General features: G+C 32.4%; 21 protein-coding genes and 2 other annotated features. Of the genes, 2 read left to right on the top strand and 19 right to left on the bottom strand.

Annotation, left to right across the window (positions count from 1 at the left end):
- Positions 1–69: 69 nt before the first annotated feature.
- The 7 genes from rpmA to BTM19_RS01015 all read right to left on the bottom strand — a co-directional run bounded on the left by rpmA (position 70) and on the right by BTM19_RS01015 (position 3761).
- Positions 70–354, bottom strand: a complete 285-nt coding sequence (gene rpmA / locus BTM19_RS01040) for a 50S ribosomal protein L27 (protein ID WP_017724675.1) — start codon at positions 352–354, stop codon at positions 70–72.
- 12 nt (positions 355–366) lie between these two features.
- Positions 367–687, bottom strand: coding sequence for a ribosomal-processing cysteine protease Prp (locus BTM19_RS01035; RefSeq protein WP_026113597.1), 321 nt, complete (start codon positions 685–687; stop codon positions 367–369).
- A gap of 2 nt (positions 688–689) precedes the next feature.
- Positions 690–998, bottom strand: coding sequence for a 50S ribosomal protein L21 (rplU, locus tag BTM19_RS01030; protein ID WP_017724677.1), 309 nt, complete (start codon positions 996–998; stop codon positions 690–692).
- A 12-nt stretch (positions 999–1010) separates the two neighbouring features.
- Positions 1011–1084 (bottom strand) — a sequence feature (ribosomal protein L21 leader region).
- A gap of 29 nt (positions 1085–1113) precedes the next feature.
- Positions 1114–1638 carry a rod shape-determining protein MreD gene (gene mreD, locus BTM19_RS01025; RefSeq protein ID WP_029377106.1) on the bottom strand — a complete coding sequence of 175 codons (525 nt, stop codon included), beginning with the start codon at positions 1636–1638 and terminating at the stop codon, positions 1114–1116.
- Complete coding sequence (mreC, locus tag BTM19_RS01020; RefSeq protein WP_029377105.1) at positions 1638–2480, bottom strand: rod shape-determining protein MreC; 843 nt, start codon at positions 2478–2480, stop codon at positions 1638–1640. The genes mreD and mreC overlap by 1 nt, the downstream gene beginning before the upstream one ends.
- 582 nt (positions 2481–3062) lie before the next feature.
- Complete coding sequence (locus tag BTM19_RS13015) at positions 3063–3233, bottom strand: hypothetical protein (protein WP_172606469.1); 171 nt, start codon at positions 3231–3233, stop codon at positions 3063–3065.
- Positions 3234–3302: 69 nt separating this feature from the next.
- A complete protein-coding gene (locus tag BTM19_RS01015; RefSeq protein WP_029377104.1) occupies positions 3303–3761 on the bottom strand; it encodes a DUF4930 family protein in 459 nt (152 codons plus the stop codon).
- A 151-nt stretch (positions 3762–3912) separates the two neighbouring features.
- Here BTM19_RS01015 and BTM19_RS01010 point away from each other — a divergent pair, with 151 nt between their 5' ends.
- On the top strand, positions 3913–4089 hold the full coding sequence (locus tag BTM19_RS01010; RefSeq protein ID WP_099265706.1) for a hypothetical protein: 177 nt from the start codon (positions 3913–3915) through the stop codon (positions 4087–4089).
- Positions 4090–4340: 251 nt separating this feature from the next.
- Here BTM19_RS01010 and BTM19_RS01005 read toward each other — a convergent pair whose 3' ends face one another.
- The 6 genes from BTM19_RS01005 to BTM19_RS00980 form a co-directional block, all read right to left on the bottom strand.
- Positions 4341–4622 carry a hypothetical protein gene (locus tag BTM19_RS01005; RefSeq protein ID WP_029377103.1) on the bottom strand — a complete coding sequence of 94 codons (282 nt, stop codon included), beginning with the start codon at positions 4620–4622 and terminating at the stop codon, positions 4341–4343.
- A gap of 146 nt (positions 4623–4768) precedes the next feature.
- Positions 4769–5446, bottom strand: coding sequence for a RadC family protein (gene radC, locus BTM19_RS01000; protein ID WP_038678693.1), 678 nt, complete (start codon positions 5444–5446; stop codon positions 4769–4771).
- 19 nt (positions 5447–5465) lie between these two features.
- Positions 5466–6182: a prepilin peptidase gene (locus tag BTM19_RS00995; protein WP_080661251.1), complete on the bottom strand. Its 717-nt coding sequence runs from the start codon at positions 6180–6182 to the stop codon at positions 5466–5468.
- 252 nt (positions 6183–6434) lie between these two features.
- On the bottom strand, positions 6435–7253 hold the full coding sequence (locus BTM19_RS00990) for a squalene/phytoene synthase family protein (RefSeq protein ID WP_029377101.1): 819 nt from the start codon (positions 7251–7253) through the stop codon (positions 6435–6437).
- 220 nt (positions 7254–7473) lie between these two features.
- A complete protein-coding gene (locus BTM19_RS00985; protein WP_029377100.1) occupies positions 7474–8739 on the bottom strand; it encodes a bifunctional folylpolyglutamate synthase/dihydrofolate synthase in 1266 nt (421 codons plus the stop codon).
- An 11-nt stretch (positions 8740–8750) separates the two neighbouring features.
- Positions 8751–11381, bottom strand: coding sequence for a valine--tRNA ligase (locus tag BTM19_RS00980; protein ID WP_029377099.1), 2631 nt, complete (start codon positions 11379–11381; stop codon positions 8751–8753).
- Positions 11382–11423: 42 nt separating this feature from the next.
- Positions 11424–11666, bottom strand: a binding site (T-box leader).
- A 58-nt stretch (positions 11667–11724) separates the two neighbouring features.
- Between BTM19_RS00980 and BTM19_RS00975 the strand changes: the two genes are divergently transcribed.
- Entirely contained in the window at positions 11725–12303 is a 579-nt protein-coding gene (locus BTM19_RS00975; RefSeq protein ID WP_029377098.1) for a DNA-3-methyladenine glycosylase I, read from the top strand.
- Positions 12304–12459: 156 nt separating this feature from the next.
- On the opposite strand, the gene BTM19_RS00970 is transcribed toward BTM19_RS00975, so the two are convergent.
- The 6 genes from BTM19_RS00970 to BTM19_RS00945 form a co-directional block, all read right to left on the bottom strand.
- Positions 12460–13545 (bottom strand): AbrB family transcriptional regulator, encoded by a 1086-nt coding sequence (locus tag BTM19_RS00970; RefSeq protein WP_029377097.1) that lies wholly within the window; start codon positions 13543–13545, stop codon positions 12460–12462.
- A 94-nt stretch (positions 13546–13639) separates the two neighbouring features.
- Positions 13640–14923, bottom strand: coding sequence for a glutamate-1-semialdehyde 2,1-aminomutase (gene hemL, locus BTM19_RS00965; protein WP_058625552.1), 1284 nt, complete (start codon positions 14921–14923; stop codon positions 13640–13642).
- Positions 14924–14936: 13 nt separating this feature from the next.
- Complete coding sequence (gene hemB, locus BTM19_RS00960; RefSeq protein WP_029377095.1) at positions 14937–15917, bottom strand: porphobilinogen synthase; 981 nt, start codon at positions 15915–15917, stop codon at positions 14937–14939.
- Positions 15907–16593, bottom strand: a complete 687-nt coding sequence (locus tag BTM19_RS00955; protein ID WP_029377094.1) for a uroporphyrinogen-III synthase — start codon at positions 16591–16593, stop codon at positions 15907–15909. Before BTM19_RS00955 ends, hemB begins: the two co-directional genes overlap by 11 nt.
- Before the next feature lie 18 nt (positions 16594–16611).
- Positions 16612–17538 (bottom strand): hydroxymethylbilane synthase, encoded by a 927-nt coding sequence (hemC, locus tag BTM19_RS00950; RefSeq protein ID WP_029377093.1) that lies wholly within the window; start codon positions 17536–17538, stop codon positions 16612–16614.
- 48 nt (positions 17539–17586) lie between these two features.
- Positions 17587–18423: a cytochrome C assembly family protein gene (locus BTM19_RS00945; RefSeq protein ID WP_029377092.1), complete on the bottom strand. Its 837-nt coding sequence runs from the start codon at positions 18421–18423 to the stop codon at positions 17587–17589.
- Positions 18424–18433 lie beyond the last annotated feature (10 nt).

Below are 18433 nucleotides of genomic sequence, written 5' to 3'. Positions count from 1 at the left end.
CATTAACTAGAAAATAAAGACAAAAAATAAACACCAGAAGTGATCACTTCTGGTGTTAACGATGACAAATTACTCAGCTGCTGCGTAAACAGAAACTTGTTTTTTGTCGCGACCTTTGCGTTCAAATTTAACCACGCCGTCGATTTTAGCGAATAATGTATCGTCGCCACCACGACCTACATTTTCACCAGGATAAATTTTAGTACCACGTTGGCGGAATAAGATTGAACCACCTGTAACGTGTTGACCATCAGCACGTTTAGCTCCTAAACGTTTAGAAACTGAGTCACGTCCGTTTTTTGTAGAACCAAGTCCTTTTTTAGATGAGAAGAACTGTAAATTTAATTTTAACATTATGATTGCACCTCACTTATAGTTTAATCTGATATTTTCTTTATATTCTTCTTCAATTGTTTGCAATGAAACTAACATTGCCTGAAGAATTAATTGCGCTTGTTCATTAGAAGTATCAACACTTCTAATATGAAAATGTCCACCGTCATCATTGTAATCGATATCGGGCTTCTCATTTGTTAATCCCATTATAGCATTAACACTTCCGAAAAGCACTGCGGATGCACCTGCACAAACTATATCATGTCCATACTCGCCATGTTCTGCATGGCCATCCATGATAACATCAGTGATTTGACCGACATCGTTCAAAGTAACATCAACAGTAATCATAATTATGCGTTGATTTTGTCAATTGTTAATTTAGTGTATGGTTGACGATGACCTTTTTTACGTTTTGAGTCTTTACGACGTTTATATGTGAATACAGTGATCTTCTTACCGCGACCTTGTTTCTTAACAGTAGCAGTAACTGAAGCACCTTCAACAGTTGGCGCACCAACTTTAACTGCATCTCCACCTACGAATAATACTTTGTCAAATGTGAAAGAGTCACCTTCGTTAACATCTAATTTCTCAACAAAGATTTCTTGTCCTTCTTCTACTTTAACTTGTTTTCCACCTGTTTCAATAATAGCAAACATACTTTGCACCTCCTATAATTTAAGTCACGCCAAATTTAGGTGACATACATGTTCTTTAACCTAAATCCGAGCGGTTGTATGTAGCTAAAAACTACTCAACTACTGCATTTTAGCATTAGGGTTTCTTACTGTCAATCTTCAATTGTACTTTTCTAAAGAATTTAGTGATAATTGGATAGAAAATAATGAGTAATATAAAATTAAGCACCAACGTAGGTATTAATCTATATAACACAAAATCAAATAAATCAAATGCTATCAATCCTAATATACTATAAATTATAGCTACATAAATTTCTATGAAAATTGTACTTAATAAAACTATAAAGAATAACATTGTATAGTCTCTATAGAATGTTTTAAAGAAAAAGTCTTGTATTACTACGAATAGTATATAACCAAATAGGTACAAACCATAAAAACTACCAAAATACAGGTCAGTAATTAGGCCTAACACCGTAGATAAAATAATAGCTACACCAAAACTTCTGTGGACACATATTATCAGTAAATACATTAGAGTCAAGTGTGGCACAAAAATTATGTCCTTCGTGCCAATTTGCATTGGGATAATTAACCCAATTGCCGTATCAATATAAAATAATACAATACCAATAAGAAAGTAGTATAACGCACGCATTAATTTTCACCACTTTCACTATCTGGTATTGTCTTAGGGTCTCTTTTAGCTACATATACATGATTTAAATCTGATAAATTAGCAGCTGTTTTTAATCTTACTTCTTTTGATAAGCCATATTCATCATTTTCTACTTTTGAAACTTCACCTATGTATATACTACTTGGTAATTGATCAGCTAAACCACTTGTAACAACCTTATCTCCTTTTTTCACACTATCTTTGTTATTAATATCAGTAATAATCAATTCTTCATTTTTAGAGTCATAATGATCGATTAACCCAAAAACATTTTTACCATCATGTTGGATATTAACTGATAAACGATTAGCACGTGTATTTGTTGAAATCAAATCTACTTGTGATGAAAATTGATTTACTTTAGATATTCGACCTACCAAACCTTCTGATGTCATCACGGCCATATTATTTTTTATACCGTCTTTAGCACCTTGGTTAATGACTAGTGTATTCATCCATTGATCTGGATTTCTAGATAATACCGTACTAGAAATTGGTTCGAATTTAGATATATCCTCTATATCCAATTCTTTTTTATACTTTTTGTTTTCAGATTTCAGTCTTTCATTTTCAGCTTCTAATTGTTTAACCTTGCTTTGTTGCTCTTTTGAACTATCTTTTGCAAAAAGGGTATTGATTGAACCTGTTACGAAATGAACGGGATAACTAACCGCTTTTTGACCGAATGCAACTGAATCTCCTACGTATTGTTCTACTGGTGATTGTGATTGCGAACGTAAAGATACACCAATTAAGGCAATAAATACAATGATTGCACATAAGATAACAATCAACTTGTTGTTTTTAAAAAACTTTGACAACCTAAACACCTCTATTACCCGACTATTTTACTACTTTATATCATTTTATATTACTCGTAGATCTAAATAAAGTAGTAACCTTATTATTCGCAAATTAAATTCTAGCCGCTTCATTCCATATACTGAACGGAAGAACAATTGTTGTTGCGGTTCTACTTTAAAATATAAAATATAGTGTTAATTTGTATTATAACAACTTTCAAAGTAAATAGTGTATTAAAATCTTGAATTTTCCAATTTTTTAAATTTAAAATTATGTATATAAGTTAAAAATGTTTTGAATATAAAAGAGAGAATTACTGAAATAAGGCTATTGCACCAGCTCAACGGTGATTTTTGTCTTTGCTAACTTTTATAATCTCATTGATTAGACTTAGAATGAGATTACGTTTATTTACCATTAACTTTTTATCTATTAACGCTCGCTCTATGTACAAATAAAAAAGCTGACACATGGCATCATGTCTCAGCTTTCGGTAGAATATTTACAACAGTAACTAATATGGAAGTCACAGTTTCGATTCAAATAAATCCATGTCTTATAAATAATTTATCTTTTATCAATATCAACAAAAAATATAATTATTTTTCTTCTACATCGCTTTTTTCAGTCTTAGCAGATTTTTCAGCTTCTTTTTCAGCTTCTTTTTCGTCTTCTTTATATAAAGTTTCCTCTTTACGCCAACGTGCGAATAGATTTTGTGCTTTTGCTTGTTCATCTACTTTTTTATTATCTTTAGACTGTTCACTCATAATTAGACACCAACCTTTACGTTTTTACTTATATAAGGCTAACGCATTTTTGCTGAGAATTCAAACCACTTACTCGTAATTAGATGGTGGCAGTAGTTCTATATGCTCCCCAAGTTGATCAAGGTCTTGTTTCATTTCTATTTCAGTTTTATATACACGAATGGAGTCTGAGCCAAATTTATATATTATAAATTCATCACCACGTTGACCTGCTAGGTATTTATCACTGTAACCCATTCTACCAATGCCCGATACAGACATAAATTCTTTCTTATCTATCCAATCAAATACATTTTTAGCCTGACTGCGAGGGACATTTTTCAAAATATCATTGTCTTCTACAGAATAACGTTGACCACCAGTTAAGTTACCTTCTGTTCTCATGTTGCCAGTAGGTGGCTCATTATTATGTACAGGGTTCCATTGTTGGTCTTTTAAAAAAGGCGCATATTTCAACGCGAAGAATACAATGACTATAATTGCTATAATAGCTATAAAGTTTTTAATAATGCTAAATATAAACCGCATGAACCACCCTCCTATAATTTCACCCTATATTATAAAATCAATTACTTTAAATATCATCAGTCTGTAGTAGTATGCAAAAGTTAACGATAGACTGATGCATACATGCTTTTTTCATAGTACAATTATGTACAAAGGGAGTGTGAAATATAATATGAGTATTATATCTATAATCCTACTTGCCCTCTTAGTTATATTATTATTTAGAGTAGGTTTATCAATTTTAAGATTTTTAATATACGTTGGAATTATCGTTTTATGTATATATCTAGGTTATCAAGGTATTCTTTGGATAATGGAAAACTTTAATAATCACTTTAATTTTATATAAATGACACAATCTATGCATGTTATCATATATAGATCATTCCAGTAGCAGACTATAATATCACTTAAATATACTTGTAATATTATAGTTTGATTGTTCAGACGGAGCAAGGGATCGATTTTGATTCCTTGCTCCGTCTTTTTTTAACATTCAACTATAGTTACATCTATGGAAATTGCAATGTAAAAATTATTTCTTAATCAAAGATATTTTCTAACCTTAATATAAAAACTAACGTTTCACAAACATTATAGTTATTTTTTAACATTGTTTGATAGCACTTGATAAAAATAATAACAAGCACACAACAATAGTGCCCATATAACTGCGATAATCAATGCTCCAATTAAGTATAGCCAAAAAGATGTGTGATTTGTGCTAAAAATAAAGAATAGCATAGTAGTTAATAAGACCCCTACAATAGAAATGACCACTGTTTTTTTAGTACTTTTAAAATTAATAGGTTTTTTATTTTTAACTAATTGCATTAAATAAACTACAGGCAGTAATAAACCAATCAATAATATCGTTCCCACTTAATAACGCCTCCTTAAACATCAACTTGATTATACCGTAACTAAGTGAGTACAGAAAGCCAAAATTAATTCTAAAGCATACAATAAAAAACTAATAATGTGATAATCGTTCTATGTGATTATGTAAGCAACTTCGTATATCATGTTTAATGAAAATAGCCGTCCTCTACCATACTCATATAAGTATGATCTCCAATAATAATATGATCTAGTAAGTCTATTCCAAGTATTTCTCCACACTCCCTTAATCTATTAGTTGCCCTAATATCTTCTTTAGATGGAGTAGTATCACCCGATGGATGATTGTGTAGGACTACAATTGCATTGCTTGCACACTTTATAGCTTCACTAAAAATTTCTCTAGGGTGAATAACTGATGAATTCAATGTTCCGATAAATATTGTTTTCTGCTTAATAATCACATTTTTAGAATTAAGAAATAACACAATAAACTTTTCCTGAGTTAAATGTTCCATTTTCCCCATCATAAAATTAGCAACATCTTGAGGACTAGTAATTTGTATTTTTTCCTCTAAACTACCGGAATGCATACGCTCTCCAAGTTCAAACGCAGCTTTTAGAATCAAAGCTTTATACAAGCCAATCCCCTTTACTTTATTTAAATCATTGATGGATAATGCCTTTAACTGTTTTAAACTTTCTACTGACTTCAATAATTCATTAGCTATATCTAAACTTGAAAATCCTTTCCTACCTGTATTAATTAAAATGGCTAATAATTCAACATCAGATAAATGTGCAGAACCATTATTTATCAACCTTTCTCTAGGTTTCTGATTATTGGCGAGTTCTTTTATTTTCATAATTAAAAACCTCCAAAGTTTAATTTTGAAATGTTAATAGCATTATATTAAATGCGATATAAATAAAAGGAATAAGCGGGAGTCTTGCCCTTTCATTACGGGAGACGAGTAAAACAATCAAGGCAAAAACACCACCACAGAGAAATGTAAATAAAAGTGTGATTAAAAATCCTGAAGACGGTAAAGCTAAAGCTAGTAAAGAAAAGATAATTATATCTCCATAGCCAATGGCATTATGAAAAAGTAGATAAAATACATGAAGCAAGCTTGTTACGAAGAGAAATGACATAATATGAATTGAAGTAATAAAACAGATGCAGATAGCAAAAACGACTATCACATGTAAAGGGACTGTGTACGTCTTAATATCGAATATAGCAAAGGTGAGAAGAAATAAATAAATTAATATTAAAGTAGCATTATCAATCATTAGTTTATGCGGTGAATAAAATATGTAAAATATAGGAATCAAAGAAAGTAACTCCCCAAGTAGGTGAAAAACACTAATTCTGCGATTACAGCACCTTGAAATACCTCTTAAAAAAACAAAGCTTAAAATCGGTATTGTTTCTAATATAGTTATATTTTTGCGACAATAATCACATCTTGAACGGATTGTGAGATAACTTAATTTCATGTTTTCTATAAAACAAAGTTGATATAAAAAACTAAATAATATAGGACAAATTAAGAGCAGTGTTAGCAACACTTCACCTCCTAATAAGTATTGTAGCATCAATTCATAATACCAATAAGAAAAATATCACTAATAAAATAATTTTAGCGATACTCAACCAACAAACCAAATTTTGTATTCACATTTTTGATTAAGCATCGTTATCATACATTATTTCGTTTACGAATTACATCTTCGAATAAAAAACCAGCTCAACAATATAATGAGCTGGTTGTCGTTCATAAAGTTACTTATAGCATTTAATTTTATAACATTAATAAAAAATGAAGCGTTCCAAAAGGATTTTAGTAACTAATCTTTTTGAATTTCATCGACAGTTTCTTCAACTTCTTTTCTAGATATCTTCTCTCTACCATTTTTCATTGCTTTAAGTGATTTATGAGCAAGTGCTAATGGTAAACGACAAAATAGCAAAATAGTTTTTTTATTAATATCTTTCATATATGCATCTGCTTTAGCTAGATTATCTTCAGCGTATTTAAACAAATCATCACGCGTCCAATCATCAGGCACAAAACTCACACCACGTTCTGTCAAATCTTCTTGTTCATTTCTAAGAATATTTACAGCTTGTAAGCCTCGTCCGTATCCAATTGCCAATTCTCTATCTGTTTTAACATTTGCACATAAGTCCCATAGTTGCGAGAGCATAACACCGACAAGTCCCGCTACGTAATATGTATAATCATCTAAATCATCCTTGGTATGTATCTCCCAGTTCGCCTTTGCCCATTTTGCCATACCAAATGCCATTTCACTAGAAGAATCTAATACAATTGATACTGTCTTATTAGGACAAGCTTCAATCCACTCACCCAATCTTAAAGTGACTTCAGGCATTTTATCCTTTACTGGTTCAAGAATTTGCATGTATTTCACTTCATCAAACGGCGCTTTAAATAATTCACTCACTTGCATCAATATTGAATGTTTTAAATCGTTATCCAATTCTTCATGATCTTCAATTTCATCAATAGCTCTTAATACTAAATAAGCAGATGCTACCGTATGTTTTAATTCTTTTTCTAAAAAAGTTATCGGAATATAAAAAGTACGACTTGTTTCTTTTAAAACACGCATTGCATCTTTTGGGAATTTCTTTTCAGTCATTTTTATCTAATACCTCCCCTTTTTTAAATATTATCATATAATTACAAAATAAAATAGGAAATGCTTGCCACCTAGTTTAATCAAAATTGACTCGCCCAAAAATTGACAAATTTAAATTTTTAAAACTATATCTAGATACCACTTTTCTTTTATTTAAAACAAAAATAAGCGAATGGTCCAATAAACTGTCGAACCATTCGCTTATTTATTAAATATACATTTAGCTAAAATCAACTTTAGCTTTTACTTCACTTATAAAGTACAAGCTTCCTGTAATGATTAAACCATCACCTTCATATGATTCGATAAACTTCACATAATCATCGACGAGTTCTTTTTGCTCAAATCGAACTTCATCAAAAATTGCTTCTTTTGTTAAAGCTTTCGGAAAATCAAAATCTGTTATATAGAACGTAGAAGCAATCGTTTTAAGTTGATCCACCATAGCATTTAAAGGTTTACCTTTGATTGCTGAAAATAAAATATCAATACTTTCAGTGTGGTAATAATTTTTCATCGTACTTATGAGTGCTTCTACGCTTTCAACATTATGCGCGCCATCGACAATCATTAAAGGGCGTTCTTTCACTTGTTCTATTCGACCTGTCCAACTGACCGCTTCAATACCATCAATCATTTTATTGAAGTCTAAATCAACGATATCTGACTCATTCAATTCAATGAGTGCGGTAATTGCTAACGCGGCATTTTCTTTTTGATGTTCACCTAACATATTTAACAAAAGCGTCTCAAGTTCATAATCTTTATAACGATAAGTGAATTCTTCTTCTTCGGAGATAACACTAATGTCTCTATCCAACTCAATACCTTCAGCATTTTGTTGTTCAACATAATCACGAATAACTTTAAGTGCTTCTTCATTTTTCACAGCATAAATGATAGGCGTGTTTGGTTTTACAATCGCACCTTTGTCTTTTGCAATATCTACATACGTGTCACCCAATATATCAGTATGATCTAAACCTATACTTGTCAATATAGATAAGATTGGTTTAAAAACATTAGTTGAATCATTTTTAATCCCTAATCCCGCTTCAACAATTACAAAGTCAACTGGGTGGATTTCACCAAAATATAAAAACATCATCGTTGTAATAATCTCAAATTCGGTTGCAGTTCCAAGGTCAGTTTCTACTTCTAAGGCTTCGCTTACTGGTTTAACTTTTTGAACTAATTTAACAATATCATCATCACTTATTGGCACACCATTCAAACTAATACGTTCGTTAAATGTCTCAATAAATGGCGATGTAAAAGTTCCCACATCATACCCATTATCAACAAGTGCTGACCTTAGATATGACACCGTGGATCCTTTACCATTTGTGCCACCGACATGAATACCATTTATATTAAATTGAGGATTATTTAGTCTATCTAACATCCACTCCATACGTTTGACGCCTGGTTTAATACCAAATTTAGTTCGTTCATGTATCCAATATAAGCTATCTAGGTAATTCATCTTAAGGACTCCTATGCTTTTAATTGATTAATTCGTAATTTCACACCATCATATTTTTCTTGATACGTTTGTTTTTTCTCACGTTCTTCATTAATAACTTTTTCAGGTGCTTTATTGACGAAGTTTTCATTTGCTAATTTCTTATTCACGCGATCAAGCTCTTTTTCCCATTTCAAGAGTTCATTTTCTAAACGCTCAATTTCCTTATCCATATCTATTAGACCTTCCAATGGTAACACAACTTCACCAGCAGTCGTAACAGAGGTCATGGCTTTCTCAGGAATATTAATATCTGTATCAATTGTCAATTCACTCGGATGACAGAATCTATCAATATAATTTGAGTTATTTAACAATGTCTCTTTGATATTGTCATCTTTCGCTTTAATAAAGATTGGTATTGCTTTTGAAAGTGGTGTATCTACTTCAAGACGTGATTGTCTTACTGATTTAATAATTTCAACAAGTTGTTGCATCGTTTCTTTACTGTCATCAAATGTGAGCGCGTCGTTCACTTTTGGCCAAGATGCATTTACAATTGTTTCACCTTCATGAGGTAGGCTTTGCCAAATTTGTTCTGTAACAAATGGCATAAATGGATGTAACATTCTCATTGTATTATCAAGAACATACGTAAGTACTGAACGTGTAACTTGTTTTTGTGCTTCATCTTCACCATTCATAGGTATCTTACTCATCTCGATATACCAATCACAGAATTCATCCCAAATAAAGTTATAAAGGGTACGACCAACCTCACCAAATTCATATTTATCACTTAAATCAGTAACATTTGCAATGGTTTCATTTAATCGAGTTAAAATCCACTTATCTGCAAGAGAAAGATTACCTGACAAATCTACATTTTCTACTTTAAAGTCTTCACCAATATTCATTATACTAAATCTCGCAGCATTCCATATTTTATTAATGAAATTCCATACAGATTCAACTTTTTCAGTAGAATAACGTAAGTCATGACCAGGCGATGAACCAGTAGCAAGGAAATATCTTAAGCTATCTGCACCATACTCCTCAATGACATCCATAGGATCTACACCATTGCCAAGTGATTTACTCATCTTTCTACCGTCTTCTGCACGGACTAATCCATGTAATAATACATCATTAAAAGGACGTTTTCCAGTAAATTCTAAACCTTGGAATATCATTCTTGCGACCCAGAAGAATATAATGTCATATCCAGTTACTAATGCATTAGTTGGGAAGTAACGTTGGAAGTCTTCTTCTTCAACATCTGGCCAGCCTAATGTTGAAAATGGCCATAACGCACTTGAGAACCAAGTATCTAATACATCTTCATCTTGAGTCCAATTTTCAATATCTTCAGGTGCTGATTCACCTACGTAAATTTCACCTGTTTCTTTATGGTACCAAGCTGGAATTTGATGGCCCCACCAAAGTTGACGTGATATCGTCCAATCTCTAATTTCTTCCATCCAGCGATTAAAAGTTTTTTCAAAACGTGCAGGAACAAAATCAATTCTATCGTCTGTTTTTTGATTATCTAGTGCTTGTTCAGCAAGAGGTTTCATTTTAACAAACCATTGTGTTGATAAGTATGGCTCTACAACTGCACCAGAACGTTCTGAATGTCCTACTGAATGTTCATGCGCCTCAATTTTAATAACAAGGTCTTCAGCCTCTAAATCTTTGACTAATTGTTCGCGACAATCGAATCGATCCATACCTTGATACTTACCAGCTTTATCATTCATTTTGCCTGATTCATCCATTACGATAATACGTTCTAAATCATGGCGATTTCCTATTTCAAAGTCATTAGGGTCATGTGCAGGTGTTACTTTCATTGCACCACTACCAAATTCAATATCAACATATTCATCTGCTAATACAGGTAGTTCTCTACCAATGATAGGTAAAATCACTTTCTTACCTATGACATCTTTATAACGCTCATCATTAGGGTTTACGACAATCGCAGTATCACCTAGCATTGTTTCAGGACGTGTTGTAGCAATTTCAATAAATCCATTACCATCTGCATATGGATACTTAAAATGGTAAAACTTACCTTCAACATCTTCATGTATTACTTCAATGTCAGACAAAGCAGTACGTGCGATTGGATCCCAATTTATAATGTATTCACCGCGATATATCAAACCTTTGTTATACATATCAACGAATACTTTCTTCACGGCTTTACTTAAACCTTCATCTAACGTGAAACGCTCTCTACTGTAATCTAAACCTAGACCAAGTTTTGCCCATTGTTCTCTGATAAAAGTTGCATATTCTTCTTTCCAATCCCAAGCTTGTTCAAGGAATTTTTCTCGACCTAAATCATGTCTTGATAAACCTTGCTCATTTAACTTTGCTTCTACTTTTGCTTGCGTAGCAATGCCAGCATGATCCATGCCTGGTAAATATAGAGTGTCGTAACCTTGCATGCGTTTCATTCGTGTCAATATATCTTGTAAAGTCGTATCCCACGCATGCCCTAAATGTAATTTGCCAGTTACGTTTGGTGGTGGAATTACAATTGTATATGTCTCTTTTGAACTATCTTCTGTCGCTTTAAAATAACCGTTGTTAACCCATTGGTCATAACGTCCGGACTCGACTTCGTTCGGATTATATTTTGGTTTCATTTCCATTCGTTAAAATCCTCCTTAAAAATAAAAATACCCGCCCTATCAATATAGGACGGATATTCCGTGGTACCACCTAAATTCAAGAAATTATAAATATAATTTCAAGCACTTAATTATCTGATTAACGCTCAAACACGCTTTAGCCTATACTACAATCATTTATGAGCATTATATTTCAGCTAAAGTTCAATGTGGGCTACCTTCAATAAGTTAAATTGTACATTTACACCAACCATGTACTCTCTTATAAATTTCAGCTTATTTACTCTTCCCAGTAGACAATATTCTGTTACTTAATTATAGTATAATGGATGTTAAAATAAGTCAATGGACTGGAGTGAAATTTATGAATGAATGCGCATTTGGAACAAAAGACCCACTATACCTCCACTATCACGATGAGGAATGGGGACAACCTATTTATGATAGCTTAAAATTATTTAAATTAATTGCACTTGAATCACAACATGCCGGTCTTTCATGGTTAACAATTTTAAAGAAAAAAGAATCTTACGAACAAGCTTTTTATAACTTTGACCCAACTAAAATTTCAAAAATGACAACTGAAGATATTGATCGTTTAATGACTTTTCCCAATATCGTACATAATCGCAAAAAGATAGAAGCAATCATTAGCCAAGCACAAGGTTATTTCGATATAGAAAAAGATTACGGAAGCTTTAGCGACTTTTTATGGTCCTTCGTAGATTATAAGCCAATTGATTGTGCTTATGTTACATCAAGTGATCGCATTACAGTAGATGAACGTGCCACAAAACTTTCAAAGCAACTTAAAAAATATGGTTTTAAATTTTTAGGCCCTGTTACTGTCTTTTCTTTTTTAGAAGCTGCAGGTCTTTACAATGCACATCTTCAAAGTTGTCCGAATAATCCTAAAGTATATAACGGAAAAGGTTTTGCCTAACCAATTTGTGAAATTTTTAATATTTCACCTTACGCATTAAGATATATCAATATAATAGTTATATAATTGAAAATAAGTTCTATCCTTATCATTTATAGATAAAACCTCAGCAAACATTATATGCTTGTTGAGGTTTTATTATATTCATCATAATTTTTAAGATTTCTTATTAATAGAATCTTTTGCTAGCCTATATTTAAGGAAATAACTTAGTAATGGAGCAATTAAAAATAGTATAAAGAAGATTCTAAAGATGTGATAACTTGAAATCAATGCTACATCTGCACCGGTTTCAATTGCAACTAATACTATTTGGCTCATGCCACCTGGTGCTGCGCCTAAAAACAATTCATTAACAGAATGGTCAGAAACCATTGCAATAAATAATACCATTACAAAAGCCAATAATATTAATAGTACATTTTGAAATGCGATTGCTAAAGCAATTCTACCTTTCATTTGGTCTAATAATTTAGCAATTTGTATACCTATACGTATCATATAAATCACTTGTGCTGCCGCAATAATATAATTATCTAAAGTGAATGTAACACCGGTTAATAAATTCCAACATATAAGTACTAATATCGGTGCAAGTAATTGTCTAGTCGGAAAGTGAATTTTTCCCATAATGACATATACTAAAAATATTGCAAGTACTAATAAAAGTATATTTGGAATAGTTAATGCTTCGGTTAGTGTGTTAACTACACTGTCCTCTTCCGAACGATTCCTGCCACTGTCTTGGAAGAAATACGAAATAAAAGGTACAAGAATAACAACAAATATAATTCTTGATGTTTGTGTTAAACTGACGACCATAATATTCGCTTTCTTATTTTCCTCTGCCATTATAAGCATTTGACTTAATGCGCCTGGTATCACACTTAATATTGCAGTTTCAGTATTTACGTTAGCTATCTTTTTAAAGAAAAAGGCTATGACTAATGCAAGACCTAATAGCATAACAGTGATTAATACAATAGTTAGCCAATCATCTTTGATATCAAATATTACGTTTTCAGTAAAAGTTGATCCTATTTGGACACCTAATAAAACCAATCCAATTTGGCTTAGCCAAAACGGCCATTCAACTTCCATGTGAAAACATCTAACACAAATAACACTGGCAATTATAGGTCCAAACATAAACGGTAACAGTACATTTGCTGCATTTAATATTAGACTTAACAAAATAGCTAGCAATAAAACGATGATATTATTTCTTAATTGCTTACTCATGTTCTCACAACTTTCATAGTTATCGTCATACTTAACTGAGCTATCCATATTTAAACCCGATCAACACATTGGTTGTTCGGGCATAATTTAAGCTTTATACAATTCGACTTAGAGCAGTATCGAACGCTTCTATAGTTTGTTTAATATCTTCTTCGGTGTGTGCTGTTGAAAGAAATGTACCTTCAAACTGTGATGGTGGTAAAAATACTCCCTCATTTGCCATTTCACTATACATTTGGCTAAACATTTCTAAATCACTATTGTTTGCTTCTTCAAAATTTGTAACAGGCCCTTCATTCAAGAAATATCCTATCATAGAACCCGCTCGATTTACAGTGATTGGCACATTATGTTTTGCAAACACTGCTTTTAATCCTGCTTCTAATTGGTCACCTAATTTATTAAAATAATCATATGTTTCTGGTTTAAGTTGTACCAATGTTTCATAACCGCTAGTCATAGCTAGTGGATTACCTGATAAAGTACCAGCTTGATAGATGTCACCTGCTGGGGCAATATGATCCATGATTTCTTTCTTACCACCAAAAGCACCTACTGGTAAGCCGCCACCGATTACTTTACCTAAACAAGTTAAGTCTGGTGTCACATTAAAATACCCTTGCGCACAATTATAACCTACTCTAAAGCCAGTCATAACTTCATCAAAAATTAATAACGATCCATATTCAGTCGTAATATCTCTTAAACCTTGTAAAAAGCCTTCAATTGGTGGAACGACACCCATATTACCTGCAACAGGTTCTACAATAACACCAGCAATGTCGTCTCCAAATTCTTCAAATGCAACTTTAATTGCCTCTAAATCATTATAAGGTACTGTAATTGTATTTTTGGCGATACCTTCAGGAACGCCTGGAGAATCGGGTAAACCTAACGTCGCAACGCCTGAACCAGCTTTAATTAGTAAAGAATCACTATGACCATGGTAACACCCAATAAATTTAATGATTTTATTTTTTCCAGTATAACCACGTGCTAAACGCAAAGTATCTAATGTCGCTTCTGTTCCAGATGATACCATTCGCACTTTTTCTATTGATGGCACACGATCTATGACAAGTTGCGCTAATTTGTTTTCCTGTGTTGTAGATGCGCCAAAACTTGTACCTTTATCTACTGCTTCATGAATTTTATCAATAACTTGCTTGTTTTTATGACCTAAAATTAACGGCCCCCAACTAAGTACATAATCAATGTAAGCATTGCCGTCAATATCATATATTCTCGAACCTTCACCATGATCCATAAAAATTGCCGGTGTATCTACAGATTTAAAAGCTCTAACTGGACTATTTACGCCACCAGGCATTAAATGTTCAGCTTCTTCCATTGCTTTTTCAGAATTAGTATAACGCATTGTATCCATCCTCCTATTGTTCTTCATCTAAATAACGACAAATGTCTTTTGAGAAATAAGTAATTATCAAATCTGCACCTGCACGCTTCATAGAAATCATTTGTTCCATGACTACTGCTTTTTCGTCTATCCATCCATTAATTGCAGCAGCTTTGGTCATGCTATATTCACCACTTACATTGTATGCAACGACAGGTACATTTGTTGTATTTCTAACGTCTCTAATAATATCTAAAAAGCTTAACGCAGGTTTAACTATCATCATATCTGCACCTTCATTTAAATCGCTATCCAATTCTCTTAATGCCTCTCTACGATTTGCTGGATCCATTTGATATGTTTTGCGATCGCCAAATTGTGGTGCAGATTCAGCAGCATCACGGAATGGCCCGAAGAAACTTGATGAATATTTAATGCCATAACTCATAATTGGCACGTTATGATAACCCGCTTCATCTAAGCCTTCACGAATCTCTGCTACAAAGCCATCCATCATATTACTTGGGGCAATGATATCAGCTCCTGCTTCAACTTGAGAGATCGCTGTTTTCACAAGTAATGGTAATGATTTATCATTGTCTACATCTTTTGTTTTTTCATTGATGACACCACAGTGTCCATGGTCTGTATACTCGCATAGACATGTATCTGCCACAATCAATAAATCATTGTACATTGATTTTGCTTTTCTAGTGGCTTCTTGTATTATACCGTTATGGTCATAAGCACCAGTACCTACAGCATCTTTTTCATTTGGTACACCGAAAAACATAATACCTCTGATACCTAAATCATAAGCTTCTTTAATTTCTTCTCCAAGCATATTTAAACTTATTTGATATATGCCTGGCATAGATTTGATTTCTTCTTTAACGTTATCACGCTCAACAACAAAAATAGGATAAATTAAATCTTCTTTTCTTATATGCGTTTCACGAACCATACTTCTCATTGATTTACTACTACGTAATCTTCTGTGTCTATCAAATTGCATTTGTTTCCCAACTTTCTATTATTTTGCTTACTAATGATTCCAGTGTTTGAGTTTCTGATACCATACCTTTAGCATGATATTGATGTAATGTTTCCAATGTTTGTAGACCAATCACAAAATAATGATCAAAGTTTACTGTCATTTTATGATTAAAATAATAACGTACAGCTGATGAGCTTGCAAAAGCTACAGCATCTATTTCACCATTATTAATCATCTTTTTAACATCACTGATATTATCAGTATGTGGAACTGGTTTATACAAGTCAATTTTCTGAACTATATAATTTTGATTATACAGTTCATCTTGCAGCAAAGGTCTTGCCGCCTCACTTGAAGGCAACAATATTTTACTACCTTCTTCAGCATAAAACGCTTCAAGAAACCCCTCTTGAGAGTAGTCTTTTGGGCAAAAAGATACCTTTAATCCCAATGATTTACAATAGTTTGCAGTTTTCTCACCAATAACTGCTATTTTATCTACATTAACATGTTTTAGATATGGTTGAAAAAATTTCACCGCATTTTTGGACGAAAAAATAAGCCAGTCATAGTTCACATTCAATAAATTTAAATCGAATGATAATGGCTCTACACGTATAAATGGTCTGTGTAAGATACAAGCATCATTTCTTTTAAATTCACTGGTTTGCGTCATAACTATAACTGGTCTCATTATTTTCACCTCGAAGGATTATTGTTCTTCGTTTAGTGCTTTAATTATTTCGTAAGCGCCTTGCTCATTTAATACTTCAGTAACTTTTTCACCGAGTTCAACTGGGTTTGTACCACGCTCTGTGTGTTCATAACGTTCTCTGCCATCAGGTGACATAATTAATCCGGTAAACTCAATTGTACCATCACTCTCTTTAGTTGCATAGCCACCGATAGGCACTTGGCAACTACCGTTCATACGCGTTAAAAATGTTCTTTCAGCAGTCACACACGAAGCAACGTCACTGTTATGGACTTTGCTCAACAAATCTAGCAACTCTTTGTCATCTGAACGACATTCAATACCTAAGGCACCTTGTCCAATTGCAGGGATTAAGGTTTCTTTATCTAAATAAGTCGTGACGATATCATCAGACCATCCCATACGTTTGAGACCAGCAGCAGCGAGAATAATAGCATCATAATCTTCAGTTTCCAATTTACTTAATCGCGTATCAATGTTGCCTCGAATCCATTTAATTTGTAGGTTTGGGTATTTTGCCAGAATTTGTGCACCTCGGCGTAATGAACTAGTACCTATAATACTATTATCTGGAAGTTCATCCAATTTAACGTGATTTTTAGCTATATAGGCGTCATATGGATTTTCACGGTCTGGTATACACCCTAGGGTCAAACCTTCGGGTATAACACTTGGTACGTCTTTTAAAGAATGGATCGCCATATCTATTGAATGGTCGAACAATTCATTTTGTATTTCTTTAACAAACAGTCCTTTGCCACCAACTTTTGATAATTGTTTGTCTATTATTCGGTCGCCTTTTGTTACTATTTCTTTAATCTCAATATCTAAATCAGGCTCTATTGCTTTTAATTTGTCTATAAACTGTTGGCTTTGTGTCAAAGCTAATTTACTTCTTCTTGAACCAACGACTAACTTACGCATCATGCGCAACCTCCTAAAATACAATTATTTATCATTTAATTTTTATAATTATATCCCTGTCCATTGATGAAAATCAGAAACATGTGAAGCAAAAAATAAATTTATCATACTTAAACAAAATAAGATGATATTAAAATAAATTAATTTATGTTTAGTTAATGTATGCTTCACTCTAAAAATGATATAAATGCCATATAGCAAAGTGATAACTATAGACATAACTACTTTAGGATCAATCAAAATATTCAATCCTAAAGCATTGAATCCCCACTGAGCACCTAAAATAATACTTAAAATGATAAATAAAAACCCAATTAAACTACTATAAAATACTATTTGTTCAAGCGTGGCAACGCTTGCTATTCTAAAATATTTTTGATCGAATCGCTTTTGTTTTAAATTTTTATACTGAATTAAGTATAAAATACTATTTACAAAGGCAAAGGCAAATAGTGCGTAACTAATAATTGCAAATGTAACATGTACAATAAGCAATTCGTTAATTAGGTTTAATTTTTCACCTGTACCATGGTAATGCATTGGTTGAAAAGTACTCATCGCAATAAAGACAAATCCAATTAAGTTGAATAAAAAAATTGAAAAATCTATTTGCTTAATAACACTAATCACAATAGAAATAGAAATAATCAACCATGCTAATGCGAAAAACACATCAAAAATATTACCCAAAGGTACTTGTTTTGTAACATTGATATAAAATGATAAAGAGATTGTTTGCAACACCCAAACAATCCCTAATGTAACAAATCCAATTCTTCTTACTTTGTAAAACTTTTTGATAAAATCGAAAAAATAACAAGCGATACTAAAAAAATAAAATAATAGTATAAGTTCATTTAACCTTATGAACATAATTTCTTGCATATCATCACCA

The organism is Staphylococcus xylosus, assembly GCF_002732165.1.
Lineage (GTDB): Bacteria > Bacillota > Bacilli > Staphylococcales > Staphylococcaceae > Staphylococcus > Staphylococcus xylosus.
Note: the sequence above shows the minus strand (reverse complement) of the source record. Positions and strands in the feature narration are given on the sequence as shown.